The 16614-nt window shown below is 60.1% G+C and carries 15 protein-coding genes; 12 read left to right on the top strand and 3 right to left on the bottom strand.

Annotation, left to right across the window (positions count from 1 at the left end; translation table 11 throughout):
* The first annotated feature begins 6 nt into the window (after window positions 1-6).
* Complete coding sequence (locus ACM6I5_RS29515) at window positions 7-621, top strand: GNAT family N-acetyltransferase (RefSeq protein ID WP_017338269.1); 615 nt, start codon at window positions 7-9, stop codon at window positions 619-621.
* Here ACM6I5_RS29515 and ACM6I5_RS29510 read toward each other — a convergent pair.
* Both ACM6I5_RS29510 and ACM6I5_RS29505 read right to left on the bottom strand, forming a co-directional pair.
* Complete coding sequence (locus ACM6I5_RS29510; protein ID WP_214383755.1) at window positions 587-1480, bottom strand: LysR family transcriptional regulator; 894 nt, start codon at window positions 1478-1480, stop codon at window positions 587-589. The two genes, ACM6I5_RS29515 and ACM6I5_RS29510, sit on opposite strands and share 35 nt — an antisense overlap.
* Before the next feature lie 88 nt (window positions 1481-1568).
* Window positions 1569-1829 carry a hypothetical protein gene (locus tag ACM6I5_RS29505; RefSeq protein WP_017338271.1) on the bottom strand — a complete coding sequence of 87 codons (261 nt, stop codon included), beginning with the start codon at window positions 1827-1829 and terminating at the stop codon, window positions 1569-1571.
* A 174-nt stretch (window positions 1830-2003) separates the two neighbouring features.
* Between ACM6I5_RS29505 and ACM6I5_RS29500 the strand changes: the two genes are divergently transcribed.
* From ACM6I5_RS29500 to ACM6I5_RS29490, 3 genes are all read left to right on the top strand, one after another.
* Window positions 2004-2564: an NADPH-dependent FMN reductase gene (locus ACM6I5_RS29500; RefSeq protein ID WP_017338272.1), complete on the top strand. Its 561-nt coding sequence runs from the start codon at window positions 2004-2006 to the stop codon at window positions 2562-2564.
* Between the two features lie 190 nt (window positions 2565-2754).
* Entirely contained in the window at window positions 2755-3039 is a 285-nt protein-coding gene (locus ACM6I5_RS29495; RefSeq protein ID WP_414885209.1) for an ArsR family transcriptional regulator, read from the top strand.
* A 28-nt stretch (window positions 3040-3067) separates the two neighbouring features.
* A complete protein-coding gene (locus tag ACM6I5_RS29490) occupies window positions 3068-4351 on the top strand; it encodes an arsenic transporter (protein WP_414885208.1) in 1284 nt (427 codons plus the stop codon).
* Window positions 4352-4410: 59 nt separating this feature from the next.
* Here ACM6I5_RS29490 and ACM6I5_RS29485 read toward each other — a convergent pair whose 3' ends face one another.
* Window positions 4411-5361, bottom strand: a complete 951-nt coding sequence (locus tag ACM6I5_RS29485; protein WP_017338275.1) for a DUF1853 family protein — start codon at window positions 5359-5361, stop codon at window positions 4411-4413.
* 123 nt (window positions 5362-5484) lie between these two features.
* Here ACM6I5_RS29485 and ACM6I5_RS29480 point away from each other — a divergent pair, with 123 nt between their 5' ends.
* From ACM6I5_RS29480 to ACM6I5_RS29445, 8 genes are all read left to right on the top strand, one after another.
* Window positions 5485-6375 carry an NAD(+) kinase gene (locus ACM6I5_RS29480; protein WP_007906781.1) on the top strand — a complete coding sequence of 297 codons (891 nt, stop codon included), beginning with the start codon at window positions 5485-5487 and terminating at the stop codon, window positions 6373-6375.
* On the top strand, window positions 6372-7346 hold the full coding sequence (locus ACM6I5_RS29475; RefSeq protein WP_193393031.1) for a metallophosphoesterase: 975 nt from the start codon (window positions 6372-6374) through the stop codon (window positions 7344-7346). Before ACM6I5_RS29480 ends, ACM6I5_RS29475 begins: the two co-directional genes overlap by 4 nt.
* On the top strand, window positions 7343-8224 hold the full coding sequence (locus tag ACM6I5_RS29470; protein ID WP_414878260.1) for a rhomboid family intramembrane serine protease: 882 nt from the start codon (window positions 7343-7345) through the stop codon (window positions 8222-8224). The genes ACM6I5_RS29475 and ACM6I5_RS29470 overlap by 4 nt, the downstream gene beginning before the upstream one ends.
* 22 nt (window positions 8225-8246) lie before the next feature.
* Entirely contained in the window at window positions 8247-8507 is a 261-nt protein-coding gene (locus tag ACM6I5_RS29465) for a YeaC family protein (protein WP_017338278.1), read from the top strand.
* Complete coding sequence (locus tag ACM6I5_RS29460; RefSeq protein ID WP_017338279.1) at window positions 8504-9334, top strand: DUF2797 domain-containing protein; 831 nt, start codon at window positions 8504-8506, stop codon at window positions 9332-9334. The genes ACM6I5_RS29465 and ACM6I5_RS29460 overlap by 4 nt, the downstream gene beginning before the upstream one ends.
* A 10-nt stretch (window positions 9335-9344) precedes the next feature.
* On the top strand, window positions 9345-12002 hold the full coding sequence (gene pepN / locus ACM6I5_RS29455; protein ID WP_414885207.1) for an aminopeptidase N: 2658 nt from the start codon (window positions 9345-9347) through the stop codon (window positions 12000-12002).
* Window positions 12003-13121: 1119 nt separating this feature from the next.
* Window positions 13122-14195: a WD40/YVTN/BNR-like repeat-containing protein gene (locus tag ACM6I5_RS29450; RefSeq protein ID WP_414885206.1), complete on the top strand. Its 1074-nt coding sequence runs from the start codon at window positions 13122-13124 to the stop codon at window positions 14193-14195.
* A 28-nt stretch (window positions 14196-14223) separates the two neighbouring features.
* The gene (locus ACM6I5_RS29445; RefSeq protein ID WP_414885205.1) at window positions 14224-16608 is read left to right on the top strand and encodes an efflux RND transporter permease subunit; all 2385 of its coding nucleotides are present in this window, start codon (window positions 14224-14226) and stop codon (window positions 16606-16608) included.
* The last annotated feature ends 6 nt before the right edge of the window (window positions 16609-16614 follow it).

Raw genomic sequence — 16614 nt, 5'->3', positions numbered from 1 at the left:
CCCAGTATGCAACCGGTCATGAATCCGAAATACCCAGGGCTGTCAGTGCGCGTTGCCGACGATGGTTTCGCCGCTTATATCTGGGGCAGTGATTTCAGCTTTGAAGTCGCGGCCTATGGCGCAGCCGAAATCGGCAAGCCGGTGGAGCAGTGGCCGGTGACACCGATCACCCCTTACCGCAAGTGCTATGGCATAGATCCCGAGGAATTCAGCAGTTTCCGCGATGCCGCCGACAGTGCGATTTTCATGGCGTATCTCGATGATGAGCCCGTGGGCCACCTGGTGGTCAGCACCAACTGGAACGGCTTTGCCCACATCGACGAGCTGGCGGTGCATGCGCCGGCGCGGCGCCATGGCGTGGCCAAGGCGTTGCTGGATGTGGCGCAGTTCTGGAGTCGCAAGAAAAAACTGCCGGGCATCATGCTCGAAACCCAGAACAACAACCTGGGGGCTTGCCGGCTCTATGAGCGATGCGGGTATGTGATTGGCGGTATCGATCATCTGCGCTATCGCGGCATCGACCCCAACACCGCCGAGATCGCGTTGTTCTGGTATCGATTGTTCGATAATCCGCTGGAAAACCCGATCAGCTCGCCAACATCGCCACGGCTTGTTCCGTGACGATATCCAGCAAGGCCTGAGCGGCCGGTGAAGGCTCGCCGTTCTTCAAGGTCAGGGCGTAGACGCTGATCGGTACGGCGGGCGCCAGCGGGCAGGCGTCCAGGCCCGCGGATTTCGCCCCGAGTGCGGTGAACGGATCGACAATCGCCAGACCCTCACCGGCCTCGACCATGCTGCGCATCATCTGGTGTGTCTGAACCCGGGTGTGGACGACGGGGGCAGGGCGTAGCCCGTGCAGTTTGTTGTCGAGCGCCGGGCTCAGCGGATCATGACCTTCCAGGCCGACCATCGACTGGCCCGCCAGATCCTGCAGCGAAATGTACTTCTGCTTCGGTTGCAGCCAGCCGTGGGGGGCCAACAGCTGCAGTTTGCCCTGGGCAATGACCTGACAATGAATATCCGCGTGATCGGGGTCGTGCAGGCTCAGGCCCAGATCGCTTTCGCGCAGCAGCAGGCTTCGGACGATGTCGCGGGTGGGTTGGCTCAACAGGCTGCAAGGCACGTCGGGCAGACGCCGACGCAGGGCCGCGATGCTCTGGGGCAGCAACTGTTGAGCCAGAGGCGGCGTGCAAATGATGCGAAGGGGTGGGGCCTGATACTGCTTGAGGCTGCTGGCCAGACGCTGGACCGGTTCGAGCGCCTCGTAGACGTGGGCGATTTCGACCTGTAACTCCCGCGCCTCGCGCGTGGCTTGCAAGCGTCCACGCACGCTGGAAAACAACATGAAACCCAGCTGACTCTCAGCGTCACGCAGAATGCTTTCGACCTCGGCCACTGGCAACTGCAACCATTCGGCGGCGGTGCCCAGGTGACCGGTCTGCAGAAGCGCCTGTATCACTTCGATATGACGTAAACGCATGCGTGAAGTCCATGTTCAGCAGGTGAGGGAGTCAGTGGCTGAATCCTAACCCAAGTCCGCGCACAAGACTTCTGCTCATAACGCGAGGTTATGAGGCTACGTTGGTTTCCGGCAGTTTGTCGACATAGGTGTCGGGTTCACGCACGATGGTGACATCCGATTGCACCAGCAAAAACTGGTTGTCATCGAGTTTTCTTACGCGATCGCCAATGGCCAGCTTATAAGTGGTCACAGGCACGGAGCCGGCGAGACCGTCTGCCGACGGGGTGGATTCCTGGAACTCATGCACGGAATAGACACGGCCTTCTGCGTCTCTTGCATGGAACTGACCGACGAGTACTGCTGCCATCTGCTTAGAACCTCTGGAGATAAATCACTCAATTTGCGGTTCTGTAGACCGTGGTTGGGCGAGGTAAGTTTTCCTACAGGAAAAAAATAGTCAGGGACGGTATTTTCAGTCGTCCGCTGAGTGAATCGTCATCTATAACTACAAGCTCTTCCATCGGACAGTCGAGAATCTTCCATGAGCAACGTCTATACGATCGCCGTTCTGGTCGGCAGCTTGAGAAAGGAATCGATCAATCGCAAGGTCGCGTTGGCCCTGGCCGATCTGGCTCCTGCAAATCTCAAACTGAACATCGTCGAAATTGGCGACCTGCCGCTGTACAACGAAGACATCGATGGTGCTTCACCGCCGGCAGCCTACAGCACTTTCCGGCAACAAGTGAGTTCATCCGACGCGTTGCTGTTCGTCACGCCGGAATACAACCGTTCGGTGCCGGCGCCCTTGAAGAATGCGATCGACGTCGGTTCGCGGCCCTATGGCAAGAGCGCCTGGGGTGGCAAGCCTGGGGCGGTGATCAGCGTTTCACCGGGGGCGGTCGGTGGGTTTGGCGCCAACCATCACCTGCGCCAGTCCATGGTGTTTCTCGATGTGCCGTGCATGCAGCAACCGGAAGCGTACATCGGCGGTGCCGGCACAGCGTTCGACGAGACGGGTAAGTTGTCCGAGTCGCTCAAGCCGTTCTTGCAAAAATTCATCGATGCCTATGGGAAGTGGGTCGAACAGCACAAGAAGGTCTGACAAATGCCCGGCAACCCTGTAGGAGCGAGACAAGTCGGGTCGCCGTACCGCTCGCTCCTACAGGGTTGTTGGCAACGCCTGCTGCCAGTGGCGAGAGATCAAGCTAGCCCTCGCCACATGCGGTAGCCGGAAACGTCGCTTTACCGAATATTCGAAATTCCATATATTCACGCCTCGTTTGTCTGGAGGCGTGTTCCCACATGTCCTATTCCCGTGGTCCCGTCGATGTTTTCAAGGCCCTGCCGGGCTGGACCTCAGCCAACCGAAGATCTCGCGTCATCTGGCGCAATTGCGCAGCAACGGGCTGCTGTCGGATCGTCGTCAGGGGCAATGGGTGTTTTATCGCCTGCACCCGCAACTATCGCCGTGGGTTATCACACTGTTGCAAGGCGCATTGGCGGATCACGGCGAATGGCTCGCTGCTGACGTCGCCCGTTTGCAGGCCATGGCTGATCGCCCGGTGCGCTGCTGCTAACCCCGATTTCTTTTGAAGGCTGCTTTACATGCTTATAGCGTCGTTGATTTTCCTGCTGACCATTACCCTGGTGATCTGGCAACCCAAAGGCCTCGGCGTCGGCTGGAGTGCGGTACTCGGTGCGGTGCTGGCGCTGATTTTCGGGGTGGTGCACCTGAGCGATATCCCGCTGGTGTGGCAGATCATCTGGAACGCCACCGGCACCTTTGTCGCGCTGATCATCATCAGCCTGTTGCTGGACGAGGCAGGGTTCTTTGCCTGGGCGGCGTTGCATGTCGCGCGCTGGGGTCATGGCAGTGGGCGCAAGCTGTTTGCCTACATGGTGCTGCTCGGCGCGCTGGTGTCAGCGCTGTTTGCCAATGACGGTGCGGCGCTGATCCTCACGCCCATCGTGATTTCCATGTTACTGGCGTTGCGTTTTTCACCCGCAACGACGCTGGCGTTCGTGATGGGCGCCGGGTTCATCGCCGACACCGCAAGCCTGCCATTGGTGGTGTCGAACCTGGTGAACATCGTTTCCGCCGACTTTTTTCACATCAGTTTCAATCGCTATGCGGCGGTGATGATCCCGGTCAATCTGGTCAGCGTCGCGGCGACGCTGGCGGTGCTGATGTGGTTCTTTCGACGCGACATTCCCAAGGATTACGATCCGCAGCAACTGGCGCATCCGGCCAGCGCCATCCACGACAAAGCGACTTTTTTAGCGGGTTGGGTGGTCTTGGTGATCCTGTTGCTTGGCTGTTTTGCGCTGGAACCGCTGGGCATTCCCATCAGTGCCATTTCGGCGGTGTGCGCGGCGTTGCTGCTGGCCATTGCGGCCCGGGGCCACAAGATTTCCACGCGCAAGGTGATGAAAGAAGCACCGTGGCAGATCGTGATTTTCTCGCTGGGCATGTATCTGGTGGTCTACGGGCTGCGCAACGCCGGACTCACCGGGTATCTGGCGGGCTGGCTGAACGGTTTTGCCGGTTATGGCGTTTGGGGCGCAGCGATGGGCACCGGTGTGCTGACCGCGCTCCTGTCGTCGATGATGAACAATCTGCCGACGGTGCTGATTGGTTTGCTGTCGATTGATGCCAGCCAGGCAACAGGCGTGGTGAAGGAAGCGATGATCTACGCCAACGTCATCGGCAGTGACCTTGGGCCGAAGATTACGCCGATCGGCAGCCTGGCGACGTTGTTGTGGCTGCATGTGCTGGAGCGCAAGAGTATCCGGATCGGATGGGGGTATTACTTCAGGGTCGGGATTGTGTTGACGGTGCCGGTGTTGCTGCTGACGTTGGCGGCGCTGGCCGTGCGGTTGTCCGTTTAAACCGGGTTGGCCCTGTCGCGGGCTTGCCCGCGATGAGACCCGTCCATTCACCATGAATCTCAACCATTGCCCGGCACATTCGGCCAAAGATCCGCCACCAGAAACAACCGCTCTGCCTCTTCCCAATCGCCCTCGGCATTCTCGATCAAACGCACCAGCAACTGCGCCGGCGCCAGCGGCTCCAGCTCGCTGAGCCACGCCTCCAGTTGTTCCGTGTTCCAGGTCTGCTCCACCGGATAATGCGCCGGCGCCAGCCAGGCATGGCGGGGCAGGGGTTGCCAGCGCCCGAGCGGACGCTGTGCGACAAAATCCTTCCAGTCCTTTTGATGCAGCCAGCTTCCGCGTAAATGTTGCGGATGTGCGCCGTCCGGTGGTTGGGACTGCCCCGGCCACGGATACAACAAATACCCGCCCAGCCACAAATGCGCACTGAACTGCTGAATGTCCAGCGCCGCCAGCACTTCACGGCTCTCGGGCCGGGCGGAAATGGGCAACTGATGCTGACTCAGGTGAGCCAGTTTACGGTCCAGCCGATCGTGGCAACCCGGGCCCAGCCAATGTGCCGTGTCGTGCCCATCGCCGTCTTGCGGGCCCAGGTAAAGCTTGATTGCCAGTTCCAGGTGATGCACGCCGTCGCGATCACGCAGCAGCATGTCCAGCTCGCCCAGCGTATGCCCCTCGCGGCGGATCGGCATATTGGCGGCAATCAGATCGATGCCCGGCGCATGCCGCACGGCGTATTGCCACAGCCGTTCATAGTACAGACCCAGGCGCCGGGTCCGGGCCTGGGCCAGCCAGTGCAGCAAGTCATAACTGTCGCGATCCAGTTGCCGCAGCCAATGCTCCAGCCGCTCCGGCGCCTGCACCCAGTCACTACCGGCCAGCGGATGGCGTTGCGGCCACGGCGTAACCTCCAGCATCGGCGGCGCAAGGATGACCCACGCCAGGTCACGCACTTCCGGGTGGCGCAACTGGTGGGGTAACTGCAGCAAATCGGGAAATAGGATCATCTTGCGAGCATAGCCCTAAACATGAGTACACCCTTGTGGCTGAAAGGATTTTGTCTATCCCGCGCTTTCGCCCATAATCGTGTTTTTCGCCGTCGCAGGCCCCCGCGTCCCAATAGGAGCCCCATGGAGCAATTTCGTAATATCGGCATCATCGGTCGCCTGGGCAGTTCGCAGGTGCTGGACACCGTCCGCCGACTGAAACGGTTTCTGCTCGATCGTCACCTGCACGTGATCCTCGAAGACACTATCGCCGAAGTGCTGCCGGGTCATGGCCTGCAAACCTCGTCGCGCAAGATGCTCGGTGAAGTCTGTGACATGGTGATTGTGGTCGGTGGTGACGGTAGCCTGCTCGGCGCTGCGCGCGCACTGGCCCGGCACAATATTCCGGTACTCGGCATCAACCGGGGCAGCCTGGGTTTCCTCACCGATATCCGCCCGGACGAACTCGAAGTCAAAGTCGCCGAAGTGCTCGACGGCCACTATCTGGTGGAAAACCGCTTCCTGCTGCAGGCTGAGGTCCGGCGTCACGCCGAGGCCATCGGGCAGGGCGATGCACTGAACGATGTGGTGCTGCACCCCGGCAAATCGACGCGGATGATCGAGTTCGAGCTGTACATTGATGGACAGTTCGTCTGCAGCCAGAAGGCCGACGGCCTGATCGTCGCCACGCCGACCGGTTCGACCGCTTACGCACTGTCGGCGGGTGGCCCGATCATGCATCCCAAGCTCGACGCTATTGTGATTGTGCCGATGTACCCCCATACCTTGTCAGGCAGGCCAATTGTGGTCGATGGCAACAGTGAGCTGAAAATCGTCGTGTCCAAGGATATGCAGATCTACCCGCAAGTCTCCTGTGACGGGCAGAACCACTTCACCTGCGCGCCGGGTGACACCATCACCATCAGCAAGAAAGCGCAGAAGCTGCGGCTGATTCACCCGCTCGACCACAACTACTACGAAGTCTGCCGGACCAAGCTCGGCTGGGGCAGCAAGTTGGGGGGTGGAGGCGACTGATGCTCGATCCCGCACGAAGTTACGACCTGATCGGTGACGTGCACGGATGCGCTCTGACCCTTGAGCACTTGCTCGACCGGCTCGGTTATCACAAACAAGGTGGTGTCTGGCGGCATGCGTCGCGCATGGCGGTGTTCGTTGGTGACATCATCGACCGTGGCCCGAGGATTCGCGAGGCGCTGCACATCGTCCACGATATGGTCGAGGCTGGGCAGGCGTTGTGCATCATGGGCAACCACGAATTCAACGCACTGGGCTGGAGCACGCCGGCACCTCCGGGCAGCGGCAAGCAGTTCGTTCGTGAGCACACCCCGCGTCATGCGCGTCTGCTGGGCGAAACCCTGACCCAGTTTGAAGATCACCCCGGCGACTGGCATGACTTCCAGCAATGGTTCTACGAATTACCCCTGTTTCTGGATGCCGGGCGCTTCCGCGTGGTACACGCCTGCTGGGATTCGGGCCTGATCGAACCGTTGCGCGCGCTGTTTGCCGATGGTTGCGTCGATGAACATTTCCTCCAGGCGTCGGCCGTGCCGGGCAGCTTTGCCTGCACCGTGTTCGACCGCTTGCTGCGCGGCACCGACATGCGCCTGCCTCACGGTTTGACCATGACCAGCGGCGATGGCCTGACGCGCTCGTTCTTCCGCACCAAGTTCTGGGAAGACGACCCGCAAACCTACGGCGACATTGTGTTCCAGCCGGACGCCTTGCCGGAACCCGTGGCCCGAACGCCGCTGTCCTCCACCGAAAAAGACACCTTGTTGCGCTATGGCATTGACGAGCCCCTGTTGTTCGTCGGCCACTACTGGCGCAGCGGTAAACCGGCGCCGATCCGCCCGAACCTGGCCTGCCTGGATTACAGCGCGGTGCTCTACGGCAAACTGGTTGCCTATCGTCTGGACGGGGAAACCCGGCTCGATCCGCACAAGTTTGTCTGGGTCGATGTCGAACGCCCCGAGGCCTTGCGATGAGCGCCGTTCCGGTATTGCGCCTGCCGCTGGCGGTGGATCTGAGCGGGTTCGTCATACTGCTGCAACGCATGCAGGTGCCGCATAGGGTCAGCGAAGAGCAGGGCGAGCAGGTGCTGTGGGTGCCCGCCAGTATCAGTGAAGACGTTCGTGCGTTGTACGAGCGTTTCCCGGCGGGTGATCCCGATCACCAACTCGACATTCCGGTGGCGAAAACCACAAAGCGCCCCGGTTTCACCGAGCAATTGCGTCACGCCAAAGCAACTGCACTGGTGCTGTTGCTGAGCCTGATCGTCGGCGCGGTGACGCTGCTGGGCGAAAACCTCGACACCCTGCGCTGGCTGACCTTCCTCGATTTCCGGGTGGTCGGCGAGTACATCCATTTTGTGCCACTGGCTGACAGCCTGGCGGCGGGGCAGTGGTGGCGTCTGGTGACGCCGATGCTGATCCACTTCGGTTTCCTGCACCTGGCCATGAACGGCATGTGGTACTGGGAGCTGGGACGGCGCATCGAGTCGCGCCAGGGCGGCATCAACCTGATCGGCCTGACCTTGCTGTTTGCCCTCGTGTCCAATTACGCCCAGTTCGTTTTCAGCGGCCCCACCTTGTTTGGCGGGTTGTCCGGTGTGCTGTACGGCCTGCTCGGGCATTGCTGGATCTTCCAGATTCTGTCGCCGAACCGGGCTTATCGCCTGCCGCGCGGCGTACTGGTCATGATGCTGATATGGCTGCTGCTGTGCCTGTCCGGGCTGGTCTCGATGATCGGCTTCGGTGAAATTGCCAACGCCGCCCACGTCGGCGGGTTGCTCGTCGGATGCCTTACCGGTTTGTTGGGCGGTTTGTACAACCGCCGTAAACTGGCCGTCCAGAATCGTATGTGAATCAAAGAGCGCGGAGACCTTGATGTCCTCTTTTAACGAAATGATCAAAAACATCACCCCGGATATCTACCAGAGCCTGAAACTGGCGGTGGAAATCGGTAAATGGTCGGACGGTGGCAAACTCACCGCCGAGCAACGTGAACTGTCGCTGCAAGCGATGATCGCCTGGGAAATCCAGAACCTGCCGGAAGAAGAGCGCACTGGCTACATGGGCCCGCAGGAGTGCAGCTCCAAGTCGATTACCGTACCGAATATCCTGTTCAAGTCGGATGCCATCCATTGATCGAGATTGGCCGCGGTGCAGTCAGTAAAATGTCGGCTCGCCTGGACGGGTCCGACGTGCAGTACGCGTTTCGTCTGGGCGAGGTCGAGGTGCCGGTCAATCCGTTGATCGGCAGCACGGTTCGCCTGGAATACCTGGGGGCGATCTTCTGTTCCCATTGCGGGCGCAAGACCAAAACCAGTTTCAGCCAGGGTTACTGCTACCCGTGCATGACCAAACTGGCGCAGTGCGACCTCTGCATCATGAGCCCGGAGCGTTGCCACTACGACGCCGGCACCTGCCGTGAACCGGAGTGGGGCGAGAAGTTCTGCATGACCGATCACATCGTGTATCTGTCGAACTCGTCCGGGATCAAAGTCGGGATTACCCGCGCCACCCAGCTGCCGACCCGCTGGATCGATCAGGGCGCCCGTCAGGCGTTGCCGATCATGCGTGTTTCGACCCGCCAGCAGTCGGGCTTTGTCGAAGACCTGTTTCGCAGTCAGGTGGCGGACAAGACCAACTGGCGTGCTTTACTCAAGGGCGAGGCGATTTCGGTGGATCTGGCCGAGGTTCGCGATCAGCTGTTTGATAGCTGCGCCGAAGGTTTGCAAGGTTTACAGGAACGATTCGGCCTACAGGCAATCCAGACTATTGCCGACATAGAGCCGCTCGAAATCCGCTACCCGGTTGAGCAATACCCGGCCAAAATCGTCAGTTTCAACCTGGACAAAAACCCGATTGCCGAAGGCACGCTGCTGGGGATCAAGGGCCAGTACCTGATTTTCGACACCGGCGTGATCAATATTCGTAAGTACACGGCTTATCAGCTCGCCGTGCATCAGTAAGGACTCCAGCATGCGCACCGAACAACCGAAGATGATCTATTTGAAAGACTATCAGGCGCCCGAGTACCTGATCGACGAAACGCACCTGACCTTCGAGTTGTTCGAGGACCACAGCCTGGTCCATGCGCAACTGGTGATGCGCCGCAATCCTGAGCGGGGTCCGGGCCTGCCGCCCCTGGTACTCGATGGTCAGCAACTCGAGTTGTTGTCGGTGACCCTGGCCGATCGCGAGTTGAGCGATGCCGATTACCAACTGACCGAGAATCACCTGACCCTGCAGCCGACCAGCACCACGTTCACCGTCGACACCAGCGTCAGGATCCACCCGGAAACCAACACCGCGCTGGAAGGCCTGTACAAGTCCGGCACGATGTTCTGCACTCAGTGCGAGGCCGAAGGTTTTCGCAAGATCACCTATTACCTCGACCGCCCGGACGTGATGAGCAAGTTCACCACCACGGTGGTCGCCGAGCAGCACAGCTATCCGGTGCTGCTGTCCAACGGCAACCCGATTGCCAGCGGTCCGGGCGAAGACGGCCGTCATTGGGCCACGTGGGAAGACCCGTTCATGAAACCGGCGTACCTGTTTGCGCTGGTGGCCGGTGATTTGTGGTGCGTCGAAGACACCTTCACCACCATGACCGAGCGCTCCGTGGCGCTGCGCATCTATGTCGAGCCAGAAAACATCGACAAGTGCCAGCACGCGATGAACAGCCTGAAGAAGTCCATGCGCTGGGACGAAGAGGTCTACGGTCGCGAGTACGACCTGGACATCTTCATGATCGTTGCCGTCAACGACTTCAACATGGGCGCCATGGAGAACAAGGGGCTCAACATCTTCAACTCCAGCGCCGTGCTGGCTCGCGCCGAAACGGCGACCGACGCCGCACACCAGCGCGTGGAAGCGATCGTGGCCCACGAGTACTTCCACAACTGGTCGGGCAACCGCGTGACCTGCCGCGACTGGTTCCAGTTGTCGCTGAAGGAAGGCTTCACGGTGTTCCGTGATTCGGGTTTCTCCGCCGACATGAACTCGGCAACCGTGAAACGCATTCAGGACGTGGCTTACCTGCGCACCCACCAGTTCGCCGAAGACGCCGGTCCCATGGCTCACGCCGTTCGCCCGGACAGCTTCATCGAGATCTCCAACTTCTACACCCTGACCGTGTATGAAAAGGGCTCGGAAGTGGTCGGCATGATCCACACCTTGCTCGGCGCCGAAGGGTTCCGCAAAGGCAGCGACCTGTACTTCGAGCGCCATGACGGCCAGGCCGTGACCTGCGACGACTTCATCAAGGCCATGGAAGATGCCAACGGTGTTGACCTGACCCAGTTCAAACGCTGGTACAGCCAGGCCGGCACGCCGCGTCTGGCAGTGAGCGAGTCCTACGACGCCGCCGCGAAGACCTACAGCCTGACCTTCCGCCAGAGCTGCCCGCCAACCCCGGACAAGGTTGAAAAACTGCCGTTCGTGATTCCTGTCGAGTTGGGCCTGCTGGACTCCAAAGGCGCGGCCATTGCCTTGCGTCTTTCCGGCGAAGCCAGCGCACAGGGAACTTCGCGGGTTATATCGGTGACCGAAGCCGAGCAGACCTTCACGTTCCTCGACATCGCTGAACAGCCTTTGCCTTCGTTGCTGCGCGGCTTCTCGGCGCCGGTGAAACTGAGCTTCCCGTACAACCGTGATCAGCTGATGTTCCTGATGCAGCATGACAGCGACGGCTTCAATCGCTGGGATGCCGGTCAGCAACTCTCGGTTCACGTGCTGCAGGAACTGATCGCTCAGCAACAGAAGGGCGAGACGCTGGTCATGGATCAGCGTCTGGTTTGTGCGTTGCGCACCGTGCTGTCGGACGAAACGCTGGATCAGGCGATGGTTGCCGAAATGCTGTCGTTGCCGGGTGAAGCGTATCTGACCGAGATCAGCGAAGTGGCTGACGTCGATGCTATCCACATCGCCCGTGAGTTTGCCCGCAAGCAATTGGCGGACGGCTTGTTCGAAGCGCTGTGGCTGCGTTACCAGGCCAACCGTGATCTGTCGAAACAAACCCCGTACGTGGCCGAGGCCGAGCACTTTGCTCGTCGCGCCTTGCAGAATATTGCGCTGTCTTACCTGATGTTGAGCGGTAAGCCTGAAGTCCTGGCGGCGACGCTTGAGCAGTTCGAGACCAGCGACAATATGACCGAGCGCCTCACAGCGTTGGCCGTGCTGGTCAACTCATCGTTCGAAGAAGACAAGGCGCGGGCGCTGGCGAGTTTTGCCGAGCACTTCAAGGACAACCCGTTGGTCATGGACCAGTGGTTCAGCGTTCAGGCGGGCAGCACCTTGCCGGGTGGGCTGGAGCGGGTCAAGGCGTTGATGGAGCATCCGGCGTTCAACCTCAAGAACCCGAACAAGGTGCGAGCCTTGGTTGGTGCGTTTGCGGGGCAGAACCTGATCAACTTTCATGCGGCGGACGGGTCGGGTTATCGCTTCCTCGCGGATCTGGTGATCGAACTGAACGGCTTCAACCCGCAGATTGCTTCGCGCCAACTGGCGCCGCTGACGCGCTGGCGCAAATACGACGACGCTCGTCAGGCATTGATGAAAGGCGAGCTGGAGCGGATTCGCGCTTCGGGTCAGCTGTCCAGCGATGTGTTTGAAGTGGTCAGCAAAAGCCTGGCTTGAGTCTGGTTCGTTCCCACAGGGTTCACCCTGGACCTTGTGGGAGCTGGCTTGAACTGCGATGACGGGGTATCAGGCGACGAGTTTTTTGATGGTGTACATATCCATTCCTGCGGTAACGGCCGCTTAGGGTTTCGCCCTTACGGCGACTCACTTTTTTTTCAAACGCCAAAAAAAAGCAAGCAAAAAAAGGCTCGCCCCGAGCGTCCGGCCCCTCGCTGAGGCTCGGCGTTCCTTCGCTCCGGTATTCATCCGGGGACACTGCCCTCCGGTCTGCTTCGCGACGACCTACATGCAGCGTGTTCGACTGCGTCGAACGGCGCTGCGCGCCACTCCCCGGATGAACACCTCCACTCAGCCTCCCGAAGGGGCGGGTGGATCAAGATCAAGAGCTGCAGGCGAGCTAACGCTCGGCCTGATGAGTGGTGAAAAGCAAAAGCTACCGCGAGTCCCCTGTGGGAGCTGGCTTGCCGGCGAAGGAGGTCCAGACACCACGTTCATTCAGACCGCACGCGTCATCGTTAACGACCATCGCTGGCAAGCCAGCTCCCACAGGGAAATGCGTACGCTTCAAATGACAGGCCGGCCGGTCGGCCGCCTCGCGGTGCTGTGGCGGCGGTCGCCCCCTCGTTAGGCCGAGTGGAGGTTCTGCGCAGAGGGCAACCCGGCGTGGATGCCGGGTTAGCCGCCCCCGGCCATGGATGGCCGATGGCGGCGGGCCCACGGAGCAGGACCGGAAGGAGGGCATGCCGAGCCTTGGCGAGGCACCGAACGAAAGGGGCAAAAGCGTTTGGTTACTTGGCGCTTCTCCAAGTGACCCGCTGTAAGAGCGGAACCAATAGCCGCCGTTACCGCAGCAACGGACATGTACACCAACCACCAACCCAATCACCCAACCTGATACCCCACCATTCAGAACAAACCCATCCCATCCAGGTTAACAAAACATAACGTGGCGTCGATTGTCAGACCTTTCCAAACACCGATAGGATAAGCCAGCTTCCGAAGGGGCTCTGGATTGCGGGTTTCAGGACTATGCTCCTAACCATTCAATCCCGATGAGCACCCCTAACGGCGCCCTGAAAGGTTGAACGACCTAACAATAATAATGGGGGAAGGTCTATGAGTGAGCCTGTCATGGGTGTGGGTACCTGCCGCCCGCCGGCACTGCGCAAATTCGCGTTGCTGGCTACAGCGCTCTCGCTGTTGGGCTGTGCCATGTTGTCGGCACCTGTGCTGGCCGCCGCGGCGCCAGCATCTGACGTTGTCTATTCCGTTGAATCCGCCAAGGCCAGCAAAAGCCTGATGCTCGATGTCGTGCACGCCGGCAAGCGCCTGGTAGCGGTCGGCGATCGCGGGCACATCCTGTATTCCGATGACCAGGGCGCGACCTGGACCCAGGCCAAGGTGCCGACCCGGCAACTGCTGACCTCGGTTTATTTTGTCGACGACAAGCACGGCTGGGCCGTCGGCCATGACGCACAGATTCTCGCCAGCGAGGACGGCGGCGTCACATGGACCAAGCAGTTTGAAGATATGAAACGCGAATCGCCGCTGCTCGACGTCTGGTTCCAGGACGCCAGCATCGGCTTCGCCGTGGGCGCTTACGGCGCGCTGCTGGCCACCACCGACGGCGGCAAGAACTGGGAAGACGCCAGTGATCGCCTCGATAACGAAGACCAGTACCACCTCAATGGCATTGCCGCAGTCAAGGATGCCGGGCTGTTCATCGTCGGTGAGCAGGGCAGCATGTTCCGCTCCGCCGACTGGGGCCAGACCTGGGAAAAGCTTGAAGGCCCATACGAAGGCTCGCTCTTCGGCGTGATCGGCACCGCTCAGGCCAACACGCTGCTGGCCTATGGTCTGCGCGGCAACCTGTTCCGCTCCACCGACTTCGGCAGCACCTGGGAACCGGTCGAGCTGAAAGCCGCCCGCGGTGCACTGGAGTTCGGCCTGTCCGGCGCAACCTTGCTCGATGACGGCTCCATCGTGATCGTCGGCAATGGTGGCAGCGTGATCCGCAGCGAAGATAACGGCGAAACCTTCAGCGTGTTCAACCGCCCGGATCGCATATCCGTCGCGGCGGTGACTGCAGCGGGCAACGGCAATCTGGTCCTGGCGGGACAGGGCGGCGTTCGCGTCACCTCGCCAACCGGCGCCAGCGCCGAGAATGGAAAAAACGGGTCGTCCAAATGAGCCGGGCAAATAATAAGAAGGCGGGTCTATGACATCCTTGAGCAGCCATCACCAAGACAAGGCGACGTTTCTTGAGCGCCTGATTTTCAACAACCGCCCGGCAGTGATCGTGATCTGCCTGCTGGTGAGCATTTTCCTGTTCTGGCAGGCGACGCTGATCCGGCCATCCACCAGTTTCGAAAAAATGATTCCGCTCGAGCATCCGTTCATTCAAAAGATGATGGAGCATCGCAACGATCTGGCGAACCTGGGCAATACCGTGCGGATCTCGGTGGAAGCCACCGACGGCGACATCTTCTCCAAGGAGTACATGGAGACCCTGCGCCAGATCAACGACGAGGTTTTCTATATCTCCGGCGTCGACCGTTCGGGCCTCAAGTCGCTGTGGAGTCCGAGCGTACGCTGGACCGAGGTGACGGAGGAGGGCTTCGCCGGTGGTGAGGTGATTCCGCAGAGCTACAACGGCTCCCAGGAAAGCCTCGATCTGCTGCGCAACAACGTGCTCAAGTCCGGGCAGGTCGGGCGTCTGGTGGCCAACGATTTCAAGTCGAGCATCGTCGATATCCCGCTGCTGGAGTCCTACCCGGATCCGCAGGACCAGGGCAAGTTACTGGCCCTGGACTACCGCAAGTTCTCCCATGAGCTGGAAGAGAAGATCCGCGACAAGTTCGAGAAACAGAACCCCAACGTGCAGATCCACATCGTCGGCTTCGCCAAGAAAGTCGGCGATCTGATTGATGGTCTGGTGATGGTGGTGATGTTCTTCGGTGTCGCCTTCGTCATCACCCTGATTCTGTTGTACTGGTTCACCAACTGCATGCGCAGCACCGTGGCGGTGTTGACCACGACGCTGGTGGCGGTGGTCTGGCAGCTCGGCCTGATGCACTTCTTCGGCTTCGGGCTGGATCCGTACTCGATGCTGGTGCCGTTCCTGATCTTCGCCATTGGTATTTCCCACGGCGTACAGAAGATCAACGGCATCGCGTTGCAGTCCAGTGAAGCCGACAACGCGTTGACTGCGGCGCGGCGCACCTTCCGCCAATTGTTCCTGCCGGGGATGATCGCGATCCTTGCGGATGCGGTGGGCTTCATTACGCTGCTGATCATCGACATCGGAGTGATTCGCGAGCTGGCCATCGGCGCATCGATTGGCGTGGCGGTGATTGTGTTTACCAACCTGATCCTGCTTCCGGTGGCGATTTCCTACGCCGGCATCAGCAAGCGCGCTGTCGAGCGCAGCAAGAAAGACGCGCACCGCGAACACCCGTTCTGGCGCCTGCTGTCGAACTTTGCCAGCCCGAAAGTCGCCCCGGTGTCGATTGCCCTGGCCCTGTTGGCCTTCGGTGGCGGCCTCTGGTACAGCCAGAACCTGAAAATCGGCGACCTCGATCAAGGTGCTCCAGAGCTGCGTCCGGATTCGCGCTACAACAAGGACAACAACTTCATCATCAGCAACTACTCCACCAGTTCCGATGTGTTGGTGGTGATGGTCAAGACCAAGTCCGAAGGTTGCTCGCGCTACGAAGCCATGGCGCCGATCGACGAGCTGATGTGGAAGATGCAGAACACCGAGGGCGTGCAGTCGGCGATCTCGCTGGTGACCGTGTCCAAGCAGATGATCAAGGGCATGAACGAGGGCAACCTGAAGTGGGAAACCCTGTCGCGCAACCCGGACGTGCTGAACAACTCCATCGCCCGGGCTGATGGTTTGTACAACAACAGTTGCTCCCTGGCGCCGGTGCTGGTGTTCCTCAACGATCACAAGGCTGCAACGCTGGATCGTGCGGTCCATGCCGTTCAGGACTTCGCCAAGGAGAACAACAAGGAAGGCCTGGAATTCATCCTCGCGGCGGGTAACGCCGGTATCGAGGCGGCCACCAACGAAGTGATCAAGGAATCCGAGCTGACCATCCTGATCCTCGTCTACATCTGCGTCGCGACCATGTGCATGATCACCTTCCGGTCCTGGGCGGCGACCTTGTGCATCGTGTTGCCGCTGGTCCTGACCTCGGTACTCGGCAATGCCCTGATGGCCTTCATGGGCATCGGGGTGAAAGTCGCGACCTTGCCGGTGGTGGCATTGGGTGTGGGGATTGGCGTGGACTACGGCATTTACATCTACAGCCGTCTGGAAAGCTTCCTGCGTGCCGGACTGCCGTTGCAGGAGGCGTACTACCAAACGCTGAAGTCCACCGGTAAAGCCGTATTGTTCACCGGCCTGTGCCTGGCGATCGGCGTCTGCACCTGGATTTTCTCGGCCATCAAGTTCCAGGCCGACATGGGCTTGATGCTGACCTTCATGCTGCTCTGGAACATGTTCGGCGCGTTGTGGCTGCTGCCGGCGCTGGCGCGGTTCCTGATCAAGCCGGAGAAACTGGCAGGGCAGAAGGGCAACTCGTTGTTCGCTCACTGACCTCAG

It is taken from the genome of Pseudomonas sp. IT-P171 (genome assembly GCF_949767765.1).
GTDB classification, from domain to species: Bacteria; Pseudomonadota; Gammaproteobacteria; order Pseudomonadales; family Pseudomonadaceae; genus Aquipseudomonas; species Aquipseudomonas fluorescens_B.
Note: the sequence above shows the minus strand (reverse complement) of the source record. Positions and strands in the feature narration are given on the sequence as shown.

What these genes read in the sequence shown, in the direction of transcription:
- ACM6I5_RS29500 (WP_017338272.1), top strand. Translation starts at nt 2,004, where the DNA reads ATGAGCAACGTCTATACGATCGCCGTTCTGGTCGGCAGCTTGAGAAAG.
- ACM6I5_RS29510 (WP_214383755.1), bottom strand. Translation starts at nt 1,480, where the DNA reads ATGCGTTTACGTCATATCGAAGTGATACAGGCGCTTCTGCAGACCGGT.
- ACM6I5_RS29480 (WP_007906781.1), top strand. Translation starts at nt 5,485, where the DNA reads ATGGAGCAATTTCGTAATATCGGCATCATCGGTCGCCTGGGCAGTTCG.
- ACM6I5_RS29470 (WP_414878260.1), top strand. Translation starts at nt 7,343, where the DNA reads ATGAGCGCCGTTCCGGTATTGCGCCTGCCGCTGGCGGTGGATCTGAGC.
- ACM6I5_RS29450 (WP_414885206.1), top strand. Translation starts at nt 13,122, where the DNA reads ATGAGTGAGCCTGTCATGGGTGTGGGTACCTGCCGCCCGCCGGCACTG.
- ACM6I5_RS29515 (WP_017338269.1), top strand. Translation starts at nt 7, where the DNA reads ATGCAACCGGTCATGAATCCGAAATACCCAGGGCTGTCAGTGCGCGTT.
- ACM6I5_RS29445 (WP_414885205.1), top strand. Translation starts at nt 14,224, where the DNA reads ATGACATCCTTGAGCAGCCATCACCAAGACAAGGCGACGTTTCTTGAG.
- ACM6I5_RS29505 (WP_017338271.1), bottom strand. Translation starts at nt 1,829, where the DNA reads ATGGCAGCAGTACTCGTCGGTCAGTTCCATGCAAGAGACGCAGAAGGC.
- pepN (WP_414885207.1), top strand. Translation starts at nt 9,345, where the DNA reads ATGCGCACCGAACAACCGAAGATGATCTATTTGAAAGACTATCAGGCG.
- ACM6I5_RS29490 (WP_414885208.1), top strand. Translation starts at nt 3,068, where the DNA reads ATGCTTATAGCGTCGTTGATTTTCCTGCTGACCATTACCCTGGTGATC.
- ACM6I5_RS29485 (WP_017338275.1), bottom strand. Translation starts at nt 5,361, where the DNA reads ATGATCCTATTTCCCGATTTGCTGCAGTTACCCCACCAGTTGCGCCAC.
- ACM6I5_RS29465 (WP_017338278.1), top strand. Translation starts at nt 8,247, where the DNA reads ATGTCCTCTTTTAACGAAATGATCAAAAACATCACCCCGGATATCTAC.